The following is a 10357-nucleotide window of genomic DNA, read 5'->3' as shown; positions in this document are numbered from 1 at the left end:
TAGACCTCAGAGTTTTCCAAGACGCCGCCCGAGCCGGAAAACGGTTCCGGGCGGCGTTTTCATAAGAGAGACCGATTTATGGTATCAGCAGCAGAACAAATGGCAGCCAACACAAGCTGGTCTGCCCTTGGCAAGGCCACCGATCTGCGCAACCGCATCCTGTTCACGCTGGGTTTGCTGATCGTCTATCGTCTGGGCACCTTTATTCCGGTGCCGGGGATCGACGGTCAGGCGCTGCGCGAGTTCATGGAGCAGGCGGGGCAGGGCATCGGTGGGATGGTTTCGATGTTCACCGGCGGGGCGCTGGGGCGGATGGGTATCTTTGCCCTCGGCATCATGCCCTATATTTCGGCATCGATCATCGTACAGCTGCTGACCTCGATGGTGCCCGCGCTCGAACAGCTCAAGAAAGAGGGCGAGCAGGGCCGCAAGAAAATCAACCAGTACACTCGTTTCGGCACCGTGGCGCTGGCCACCGTGCAGGCCTATGGCCTTGCGGTTTCGCTGGAATCGGGCGATTTGGCGACCGATCCGGGCCTGTATTTCCGCCTGTCCACGATGATCACGCTGGTCGGCGGCACCATGTTCCTGATGTGGCTGGGTGAACAGATCACCGCGCGCGGTATCGGCAACGGCATCTCGCTGATCATCTTCGTCGGCATCATCGCCGAGGTTCCGGCCGCACTGGCCCAGTTTCTGGCCTCGGGCCGTTCGGGCGCGATCAGCCCTGCCGTGATCGTCGGCGTGATCGTGATGGTGATCGCCGTTATCACCTTCGTGGTGTTCATGGAGCGCGCGCTCCGCAAGATCCACATCCAGTACCCGCGCCGCAATGTCGGCATGAAGGTCTACGAGGGCGGCTCGAGCCACCTGCCGGTCAAAGTCAACCCGGCCGGCGTTATTCCGGCGATCTTCGCCAGCTCGCTGCTGCTGCTGCCGGTCACGATCTCGACCTTCTCGTCGGGCGCTGCAAACGGGCCGATCATGTCGTGGCTGCTGGCAAATTTCGGACCGGGACAGCCGCTGTACCTGCTGTTCTTCGCGTCGATGATCGTGTTCTTTGCCTATTTCTACACGTTCAACGTGTCGTTCAAGCCGGATGACGTGGCGGACAACTTGAAAAAGCAGAACGGCTTTGTGCCCGGCATCCGTCCCGGAAAGAAGACCGCCGAGTATCTGGAATACGTGGTCAACCGCGTACTGGTTCTGGGCTCGGCCTATCTGGCGGCGGTCTGCCTGCTGCCTGAAATTCTGCGCGGCCAGTTCGCCATCCCGTTCTATTTCGGCGGTACCTCGGTTCTGATCATCGTCTCTGTGACCATGGACACGATCCAACAGGTTCAGAGCCACCTGCTGGCGCATCAATACGAAGGGCTGATCGAAAAGTCCCAGTTGCGCGGCAAAGGCAAGAAACGCGGCAGGAAGGGACCCGCTCGTCGATGAATATCATTCTTCTGGGCCCCCCGGGGGCAGGCAAGGGTACGCAGGCACGTCACCTGGTTGAAACGCGGGGCATGATCCAGCTCAGCACCGGTGACATGCTGCGCGAGGCCCGCAGCTCGGGAACCGAGATGGGCAAGAAGGTGGCCGCGATCATGGACGCGGGCAAGCTTGTCACCGACGAGATCGTGATTGGCTTGATCGAAGAGAAGCTGACCACCGAAAAGGGCGCCGGCTTCATCTTCGACGGCTTTCCGCGCACCTTGGCCCAGGCTGACGCCTTGTCGGCCCTTCTGACCAAGCTGGGCCAGTCGCTGCACACCGTGATCGAAATGCGCGTGGATGACGAGGCTCTGGTTGAACGGATCACTGCCCGGTCGACTTGTGGCGGTTGCGGCGAGGTCTACAATGACAAGACCAAACCGATCCCGGCCGATGGCAAATGTACCAATTGCGGCAAGGAAAACGATTTCGTCCGTCGTGCCGACGACAACGAGGAAAGCCTGCGCACCCGGCTTATGGAATATTACAAGAAGACCTCACCGTTGATTGGCTATTACTACGCCAAGGGCGATCTTCGACCGGTGAACGGGCTGGCGGACATCAAGGAAGTCCGGGCCTCGATCGCAGCCATATTGGGTTAAGCTTGCAAAGGGCTTGACGCCAAGCCCAAAAGCCCATATCGACCCCCATCCCTTTGGGGAATCAATCGCGCATGCGGGATTCGTTCCGCATGTATAGACCACCTCGAATAATGCTGAACCCTCTGGCCACACTGCCACGGTTAGGCGTTGTGAAAAAAGGTTCTGGAACTACGGAACCGCAACGAAAGGAAAGTGACACGTGGCACGTATTGCCGGCGTAAACATCCCGACTGCAAAGCGGGTACCAATCGCCCTCACATATATCACCGGTATCGGCAACACCTCGGCCAAAGCGATCTGCGAAGCCGTTGGCATCGACACGACTCGTCGCGTCAATGAACTGTCGGATGCCGAAGTTCTGGCCATCCGCGAATACATCGACGCCAACTTCACCGTCGAAGGTGACCTGCGTCGCGAAGTTCAGATGAACATCAAGCGTCTGATGGACCTGGGCTGCTATCGCGGTCTGCGTCACCGCCGCAACCTGCCGGTTCGCGGTCAGCGTACCCACACCAACGCTCGTACCCGCAAAGGCCCCGCAAAGGCCATCGCTGGTAAGAAGAAATAAGGGAGGGTCTGACTGATGGCACGTGACAAGACTCGCGTTAAGCGCAAAGAGCGTAAGAACATCGCATCGGGCGTCGCCCATGTGAACTCGACCTTCAACAACACCAAGATCCTGATCTCGGACGTGCAGGGCAACGCCATCGCTTGGTCGTCGGCCGGCACCATGGGCTTCAAGGGATCGCGGAAATCGACCCCCTACGCCGCTCAGATGGCTGCAGAAGACGCAGGCAAGAAGGCGCAGGAACATGGCGTCAAGACGCTGGAAGTCGAAGTTCAGGGCCCCGGTTCGGGTCGTGAATCGGCTCTGCGTGCGCTGGCTGCCGTGGGCTTCAATATCACGTCGATCCGCGACGTGACCCCGATTGCCCACAATGGCTGCCGCCCGCCGAAGCGCCGCCGCGTCTAACCGATCGAATTACCAGGCTGGGGCCGTGTTTTTACACGGCCCCGGTTCGCCGTTTTGAAACCTCGGGCGTCTGCACCTGATTGGTCATGGGGCGCAGACAGGAATGGAGGGATTACATGATCCACAAGAATTGGGCAGAATTGATCAAGCCGACCCAGCTGGAAGGCAAGCCGGGCAACGATCCCGCGCGGCAGGCAACCCTGGTTGCGGAGCCGCTGGAGCGTGGCTTTGGTCTGACCCTGGGCAACGCGCTGCGCCGTGTTCTGATGAGCTCGCTGCAAGGCGCGGCCATCACCAGCGTCCAGATCGACAACGTCCTGCACGAGTTCAGCTCGGTCGCAGGCGTTCGTGAAGACGTCACCGACATCATCCTGAACCTCAAGCAGGTTGCTCTGCGCATGGAAGTCGAAGGGCCCAAGCGCCTGTCGATCAATGCCAAAGGCCCCGCAGTTGTCACCGCCGGTGATATCAGCGAAAGCGCCGGCATCGAGGTTCTGAACCGTGATCACGTCATCTGCCACCTGGACGATGGCGCCGAGCTGTTCATGGAACTGACCGTCAACACTGGCAAAGGCTATGTCTCGGCCGAGAAGAACAAGCCCGAAGATGCACCCATCGGCCTGATCCCGATCGACGCGATCTATTCGCCGGTCAAGAAGGTCGCCTATGACGTTCAGCCGACCCGTGAAGGTCAGGTTCTGGACTATGACAAGCTGACCATGAAGATCGAAACCGACGGCTCGATCACACCCGAGGACGCGCTGGCCTTTGCCGCGCGCATCCTGCAGGATCAGCTGTCGATCTTCGTCAACTTCGACGAACCGGAATCGGCTGGCCGCCAGGACGAGGACGATGGTCTGGAGTTCAACCCGCTGCTGCTGAAGAAAGTGGACGAGCTGGAGCTGTCGGTCCGTTCGGCAAACTGCCTGAAGAACGACAACATCGTCTATATCGGCGATCTGATCCAGAAGACCGAAGCCGAGATGCTGCGCACTCCGAACTTCGGCCGCAAGTCGCTGAACGAGATCAAGGAAGTGCTGTCCGGCATGGGTCTGCACCTCGGCATGGATGTCGAGGATTGGCCGCCCGACAACATCGAAGATCTGGCGAAGAAATTCGAAGACGCGTTCTAAGCGCGTCTTCGCCAATGCCCGGGCTGCCGGGGACCGTATGGGCATTTCCGCCCCAAGGAGAGCCGGTGACACGCATCGCCGGCCAGACAAAGCAAAACGCGAAAGAAGGAATTGAAAAATGCGTCACGCACGTGGTTACCGCCGCCTGAACCGTACTCATGAGCACCGCAAGGCCCTGTTCTCGAACATGGCCGGCTCGCTGATCGAGCACGAACAGATCAAGACGACCCTGCCCAAGGCAAAAGAACTGCGCCCGATCGTTGAAAAACTGATCACGCTGGGCAAGCGCGGCGACTTGCACGCCCGCCGTCAGGCCGCAGCTCAGCTGAAGGAAGACAAGGACGTCGCCAAGCTGTTCGAGGTTCTGGGCCCGCGCTACAAGGACCGTCAGGGCGGTTATGTCCGCATCCTGAAAGCCGGCTTCCGCTATGGCGACATGGCTCCGATGGCGATCATCGAATTCGTTGATCGCGACATCGACGCCAAAGGCGCAGCCGACAAGGCCCGCGTTGCCGCTGAAGAAGTGGACGTTGACGAAGAATAAGAACCGGCCGCATTGCCGTTTCATGGCCCCTGTCCGGACATCCCGGTCAGGGGCTTTTTCTTATGGATCGCCTCGGTCGCGGCGGACATGGCAGCGGCAAGGTTTCGCGTGCTCTATTGCATTCGCGTGCCGACCTCCGCATATCTTCGGCGGATGATGAACGGAGCTGTCATGATACGCACGATCCTGGCCTTATGCCTGATGACACTGGCCACCCATGCCGGTGCCGAGACGCGGGTTCCTCAGTCACAGGTCGAGATTTCGATGGGTTTTGCCCCGGTGGTCAAAAAGGCGGCCCCGGCGGTGGTGAACATCTATGCCAAGATCGTCCGGCCCGGGCGCAGCAGCCCGATTTTCACGGATCCGTTCTTTCGCGACTTTTTTGGCGGCGGGTTCGGTGTGCCGCGGCCGCGGGTTCAAAACTCGCTGGGGTCGGGCGTCATCCTGACCGAGGACGGCTATGTTGTCTCGAACTATCACGTTGTTGGCACCGCGACCGAGATCCGGGTCGTGACCACGGATCGTCGCGAGTTCCAGGCCGAGGTCGTTCTGGGCGACGAGGAAAGCGACATCGCCATCCTGCGCCTGCAGGACGCGCAGGGACTGCCGTTTCTGCGTCTGCGGGATTCTGACCATGTCGAGGTGGGGGAGTTGGCTCTGGCCATCGGCAATCCGTTCGGCGTCGGGCAGACCGTTTCGTCTGGCATCATCTCGGGGCTGGCGCGGTCTGGCACCGCCACCGGCAATGCGCGGGGCTATTTCATTCAGACCGACGCGCCCATCAACCCGGGCAATTCCGGCGGCGCCCTGATCGACGTGAATGGTGACCTGATCGGCATCAACACCTCGATCCTGACGCGGTCGGGTGGATCCAATGGGATTGGCTTCGCCATTCCGGCCAATCTGGTCGCAGAGTTTCTGCGGCAGGCCCAGGAAGGAAACGATGGTTTCGTCAGCCCTTGGGCGGGTATGGCCGGACAGACCATGAGCGCCGACATCGCCGAATCCCTTGGGCTTTCGTTGCCGCAAGGCGTTGTGATCTCGGACCTCCATCCGCTCAGCCCGTTGGCCGAGGCCGGCCTGCGGGTCGGGGACATCGTCACGCATGTGGACGGCGAAGAGGTGAATTCTCCGGCTGAGATGAAGTTCCGCATGTCTGTGGCGGGTGTTGGTGGGACATCCGTTCTGACCCGGCTCCGCGGTAGCGAGCGCGCTGAGGTCGCCGTCGATCTGGTGCCCGCGCCCGAGACGCCTCCGGCCGAGGAAACCACTCTGGACGATCGCACGGTTCTTCCGGGAATGACGGTTGCGCGCATCAACCCGGCAATGATTGCCAAAATGGGTCTGCTGCTGTCGCAGACCGGCGTGGTCGTGGTCGACCCCGGCCCCTACGGCGCGCGAGCCGGGTTGCGGCCCGGCGATGTCATCAATGCCGTGAACGGGCGACAGGCTGAACGTCCCCGCGACATCGTTCGGGCGCTGCGCGATCCGGGGCGACGAGTGCAGATCGACCTGGTGCGCGGTGGCAAACCCGTGTCGTTGCGGTTCAGGCTGTGACCGCATGAGTGACCTGTTCGACACCGAAGGCCAGGCCTCGGAACCGGCCCCGAACCGCCCGCTGGCCGACCGGCTGCGGCCCCAGGCGCTGTCCGAGGTGATCGGGCAGCAACAGGTTCTGGGCCCCGAGGCGCCGCTGGGGGTGATGCTGGCGTCGGGCAGCCTGTCCAGCCTGATCTTCTGGGGGCCGCCTGGGGTAGGCAAAACCACGATCGCGCGGCTGCTGGCCAAGGAAACCGACCTTCATTTCGAACAGATCAGCGCGATCTTCACCGGCGTTCCCGACCTCAAGAAGGTGTTCGAGGCTGCCAAGTTGCGGCGGCGGAACGGCAAGGGCACGCTGTTGTTCGTGGACGAGATCCATCGATTCAACAAGGCCCAGCAGGACGGGTTCCTGCCGCATATGGAGGACGGGACGATCCTTTTGGTGGGCGCGACCACCGAAAACCCTTCGTTCGAGTTGAACGCTGCCGTGCTCAGCCGCGCGCAGGTGCTGGTGCTGGAACGGCTGGACCTGGCCGATCTGGAACGCCTGACACAGCGTGCCGAAAAAGAGCTGGGCAAGGCGCTGCCCCTGACACCCGCGGCGCGGGACGCGCTGCAGGAAATGGCGGATGGAGACGGCCGGGCGCTGTTGAACCTGATCGAACAGATCGCGGCCTGGTCGGTGGACGCGCCGCTGGACCCCGACGCGTTGGCCAAGCGTCTGATGCGCCGCGCCGCGAAATACGACAAGTCGGGGGACGAGCACTACAATTTGATCTCGGCGCTGCACAAATCAGTGCGCGGGTCCGACCCGGATGCGGCATTGTACTGGTTCGCCCGGATGCTGACCGGGGGCGAGGATCCGCGATACCTGGCCCGCCGCATCACCCGGATGGCGGTCGAGGATATCGGTCTGGCCGATCCGCAGGCCCAGTCGATCTGCCTGCATGCCTGGGAAGTGTACGAGCGGCTCGGGTCGCCCGAGGGTGAGTTGGCGCTGGCGCAGGCGGTCGTGTATCTGGCGCTGGCGCCCAAATCCAACGGGGCCTATGTGGGCTACAAGGCGGCGATGCGGCTGGCCAAACAGTCGGGCAGCGAGCCGCCACCCAAACACATCCTGAACGCGCCGACCGGGTTGATGAAGGATCAGGGCTATGGCGCGGGCTATGCCTATGACCACGATGCCGAGGACGGGTTCTCGGGGCAGAACTACTTTCCCGAGACCATGAAACGCCCGGTCCTGTACCAGCCAGTCGAACGCGGGTTCGAGCGCGAGTTGAAAAAGCGTCTGGACTACTTTTCGAAACTGCGCAGTCAACGCAAGGGGCCGTGACGCAAGGTCAAATCAGGCCGTGCCGTCGCGTTCTGCGCGACACCCAAGGCGTGCCCGGGTTTCCCTAGGGTTACATGCCGCCAGTGAGGAGCGCAGATGACCGTTTCCATAGACAAGACAGACGACGTGTGGACCATCATCCACGACCGGCCCCTGGCCAGAAACGCCGTGGATGCCGAACACGCGGCAGCCCTGGCCGAGGTCTTCATCGCCTTCGAGGACAGCGCGGCCAAAGCCGCCGTGTTCTGGGGCAAAGGCGGCAATTTCTGCGCGGGCTGGGACCTCAAGATGGCAGCCACGCTGTCTGACCCGGACCTGCGCGAGCCCTATTTCGACAAGCACGCTTTTCCGATCGGGGCGGCGCCGTCGCTGCTGGGCCCGATGGGCCCATCGCGGCTGGAGCTGTCAAAGCCGGTCATCGGCGCAATCGAGGGTGCCGCAGTGGCCGGCGGCATGGAACTGGCCCTGTGGTGCGACATCCGGGTGATGGCCGAGGACGCTTATATGGGCGTCTATTGTCGCCGCTGGGGGATCACGCTGATGGATGGCGGTTCGGTGCGGCTGCCACGGCTGGTCGGGCAGGGCAAAGCGCTTGAGATTGCGCTGACCGGGCGCAAGGTCAGGGCTGACGAGTGCGAACGGATCGGGCTGGCCGAGAAAATCGTGCCGCAAGGTGAAACCCGCAAGGCGGCTGAAGCGATGGCGCACGAGATCGCCCGGTTCCCGCAGGAGGCCGTCCGCGCCGACCGCCGCTCGATCATCGAAACCCGGGGGATGCCGATGCGCGAGGCGTTGAAGGTCGAATGGGCCAACGGGCTGGACGCCATCCGCCGCGAGGGCACATCCGGCGCGGCTCGGTTCCGCGATGGGGCCGGGCGGCACGGGGATTTCACTGATATCTGAGCGGCCTTGGCCCGCGAACCCGTGAGCCTGCTTGACTCTTGCCTTGCGGCGCGCGACAGACGCGGATGTTTTCTGAGGCACTGACACGGGCGATTTTTCGGGCGCGCAGCATCCGGTCGCAAGGGGTATTGGCATGAGCGGCGTACAGATGATCACGGTCGAGCCGGGCGACGGCGACCAACGGTTGGACCGCTGGCTGCGGCGCCTGTTCCCGCATGTCAGCCAGGGCCGGATCGAAAAGATGTGCCGCAAGGGCGAACTGCGCGTGGACGGCGGGCGGGTCAAGGGCTCGACGCGGTTGCTGGCGGGGCAGGTGGTGCGCGTGCCGCCCCTGCCGGACCCGGATCACAAACCGGCCCCGGCCCGCCCCCGCGTGACCGATGCCGATGCGAAAATGATCCAGTCCTGCGTGATCTATCGCGACGACCACGTGTTGGCGCTGAACAAACCCCACGGCCTGCCCGTTCAGGGCGGTAGCGGTCAGGCCCGGCATGTGGATGGCCTCGCCGAGGCACTGCGCTTTGGCTATGACGAGAGCCCGCGGTTGGTGCACCGGCTCGACAAGGACACCTCGGGCGTGCTGCTGATGGCGCGTACGCGCGAAGCGGCCAAGGGGCTGACCGCGGCCTTCCGGCATCGCAACACGCGCAAGATCTACTGGGCGCTGGTGGCAGGCGTGCCGACCCCGTATCTGGGCGAGATCAAGACCGGGCTGGTCAAGGCCCCCGGTCATGGCAAGCAGGGGGAGGGCGAAAAGATGATCGCCGTCCACCTGAACGAGATCGACAGCACACCGGGTGCCAAACGAGCCCATACACTTTATGCCACGCTGTATCGGGTGGCGGGGCGTGCATCTTGGGTCGCGATGGAGCCCGTCACCGGCCGCACGCACCAGCTGCGCGCGCACATGGCGGCCATCGGGCACCCGATTATCGGCGATGGGAAATATGGCGGCTCGGGTCAGGAAAACCTAGGCGATGGCTGGGGCGCGCAATTGGGCGGGGTCATCAGCAAAAAGCTGCATCTGCACGCCCGAACCGCGTCCTTCAAGCATCCGATGACCGGCAAGCAGATCACGATCAACGCTCCGCTGCCACCGCACATGAAGGACAGCTGGGACACCTTGGGCTGGACCGAGGATCTGGCCGCCGAGGACCCGTTTGAGGAGTTGCAATGACCGCGCCTCTGCGCCTGGTTCTGTTCGATGTCGACGGGACGCTGGTGGACAGCCAGGCCAGCATCGTGTCGGCCATGACCGCCAGTTTCCAGGCTCTGTCCCTTCCGGTGCCGGATCGCGCGGCGATCCTGTCGATCGTGGGGCTGTCCTTGCCGATTGCAATCGCACGCCTCGCGCCGGATCAGTCACAGGCAACTCAAAGCCGGTTGGTCGAGGGTTACAAAGAGGCGTATCACGCTCATCGGCTTGAGATGGGGGCGGCAAGTTCACCGCTCTATCCCGGCGCGCGCGAGGTTATCAGATCGTTGCAGGCCGTGCCCGAGATCCTTCTGGGCGTGGCGACGGGTAAATCGCAGCGGGGGTTGGATGCCTTGCTCGAGGCGCACGGGTTGGATTCTGTCTTCGTTACCCGTCAGGTGGCGGACCATCATCCATCCAAGCCGCATCCCTCGATGATCGAAACGGCGCTTTTTGAAACAGGGGTTTCGGCCGGTGATGCCGTGATGATCGGCGACACCAGCTTTGACATGGAAATGGCGCGGGCCGCCGGGGTTGCGGGGATCGGTGTGGGCTGGGGTTATCATGATCGGTCGCAGCTAGGTGCGGCGTCCGCGGTGATCGACCGGTTCGAGCAGCTGCCCGGCGTCCTGACCGCAGTCTGGGGATAA

At 62.6% G+C, this 10357-nt stretch carries 11 protein-coding genes; all 11 read left to right on the top strand.

What is annotated here, in order from left to right:
- Positions 1–78 precede the first annotated feature (78 nt).
- Positions 79–1443, top strand: a complete 1365-nt coding sequence (gene secY, locus ACR0FC_RS18900; protein WP_170342953.1) for a preprotein translocase subunit SecY — start codon at positions 79–81, stop codon at positions 1441–1443.
- Positions 1440–2084 carry an adenylate kinase gene (locus tag ACR0FC_RS18895; protein ID WP_093965377.1) on the top strand — a complete coding sequence of 215 codons (645 nt, stop codon included), beginning with the start codon at positions 1440–1442 and terminating at the stop codon, positions 2082–2084. The genes secY and ACR0FC_RS18895 overlap by 4 nt, the downstream gene beginning before the upstream one ends.
- A gap of 199 nt (positions 2085–2283) precedes the next feature.
- Positions 2284–2652, top strand: a complete 369-nt coding sequence (gene rpsM / locus ACR0FC_RS18890; RefSeq protein ID WP_093965378.1) for a 30S ribosomal protein S13 — start codon at positions 2284–2286, stop codon at positions 2650–2652.
- A gap of 15 nt (positions 2653–2667) precedes the next feature.
- Positions 2668–3057, top strand: coding sequence for a 30S ribosomal protein S11 (gene rpsK / locus ACR0FC_RS18885; protein ID WP_093965380.1), 390 nt, complete (start codon positions 2668–2670; stop codon positions 3055–3057).
- 116 nt (positions 3058–3173) lie between these two features.
- Complete coding sequence (locus ACR0FC_RS18880) at positions 3174–4190, top strand: DNA-directed RNA polymerase subunit alpha (protein WP_170342951.1); 1017 nt, start codon at positions 3174–3176, stop codon at positions 4188–4190.
- 118 nt (positions 4191–4308) lie between these two features.
- Entirely contained in the window at positions 4309–4734 is a 426-nt protein-coding gene (gene rplQ / locus ACR0FC_RS18875) for a 50S ribosomal protein L17 (protein WP_093965383.1), read from the top strand.
- A 171-nt stretch (positions 4735–4905) separates the two neighbouring features.
- Positions 4906–6291, top strand: a complete 1386-nt coding sequence (locus ACR0FC_RS18870; RefSeq protein WP_170342950.1) for a trypsin-like peptidase domain-containing protein — start codon at positions 4906–4908, stop codon at positions 6289–6291.
- A 4-nt stretch (positions 6292–6295) separates the two neighbouring features.
- A complete protein-coding gene (locus tag ACR0FC_RS18865) occupies positions 6296–7609 on the top strand; it encodes a replication-associated recombination protein A (RefSeq protein WP_170342948.1) in 1314 nt (437 codons plus the stop codon).
- A gap of 96 nt (positions 7610–7705) precedes the next feature.
- Positions 7706–8512, top strand: coding sequence for a crotonase/enoyl-CoA hydratase family protein (locus ACR0FC_RS18860; protein WP_170342946.1), 807 nt, complete (start codon positions 7706–7708; stop codon positions 8510–8512).
- A 133-nt stretch (positions 8513–8645) separates the two neighbouring features.
- The gene (locus ACR0FC_RS18855) at positions 8646–9689 is read left to right on the top strand and encodes an RluA family pseudouridine synthase (protein ID WP_170342944.1); all 1044 of its coding nucleotides are present in this window, start codon (positions 8646–8648) and stop codon (positions 9687–9689) included.
- On the top strand, positions 9686–10357 hold the full coding sequence (locus tag ACR0FC_RS18850) for an HAD-IA family hydrolase (RefSeq protein ID WP_170342943.1): 672 nt from the start codon (positions 9686–9688) through the stop codon (positions 10355–10357). Before ACR0FC_RS18855 ends, ACR0FC_RS18850 begins: the two co-directional genes overlap by 4 nt.

The sequence above is a fragment of the Ruegeria sp. BB9 genome (genome assembly GCF_056539345.1).
Note: the sequence above shows the minus strand (reverse complement) of the source record. Positions and strands in the feature narration are given on the sequence as shown.

Bases quoted from the DNA above. Each gene is read 5' to 3' on its own strand.
- rpsK (WP_093965380.1), top strand. From the start codon at position 2,668: ATGGCACGTGACAAGACTCGCGTTAAGCGCAAAGAGCGTAAGAACATC.
- ACR0FC_RS18865 (WP_170342948.1), top strand. From the start codon at position 6,296: ATGAGTGACCTGTTCGACACCGAAGGCCAGGCCTCGGAACCGGCCCCG.
- ACR0FC_RS18850 (WP_170342943.1), top strand. From the start codon at position 9,686: ATGACCGCGCCTCTGCGCCTGGTTCTGTTCGATGTCGACGGGACGCTG.
- ACR0FC_RS18880 (WP_170342951.1), top strand. From the start codon at position 3,174: ATGATCCACAAGAATTGGGCAGAATTGATCAAGCCGACCCAGCTGGAA.
- rplQ (WP_093965383.1), top strand. From the start codon at position 4,309: ATGCGTCACGCACGTGGTTACCGCCGCCTGAACCGTACTCATGAGCAC.
- ACR0FC_RS18895 (WP_093965377.1), top strand. From the start codon at position 1,440: ATGAATATCATTCTTCTGGGCCCCCCGGGGGCAGGCAAGGGTACGCAG.
- ACR0FC_RS18855 (WP_170342944.1), top strand. From the start codon at position 8,646: ATGAGCGGCGTACAGATGATCACGGTCGAGCCGGGCGACGGCGACCAA.
- secY (WP_170342953.1), top strand. From the start codon at position 79: ATGGTATCAGCAGCAGAACAAATGGCAGCCAACACAAGCTGGTCTGCC.
- ACR0FC_RS18870 (WP_170342950.1), top strand. From the start codon at position 4,906: ATGATACGCACGATCCTGGCCTTATGCCTGATGACACTGGCCACCCAT.
- ACR0FC_RS18860 (WP_170342946.1), top strand. From the start codon at position 7,706: ATGACCGTTTCCATAGACAAGACAGACGACGTGTGGACCATCATCCAC.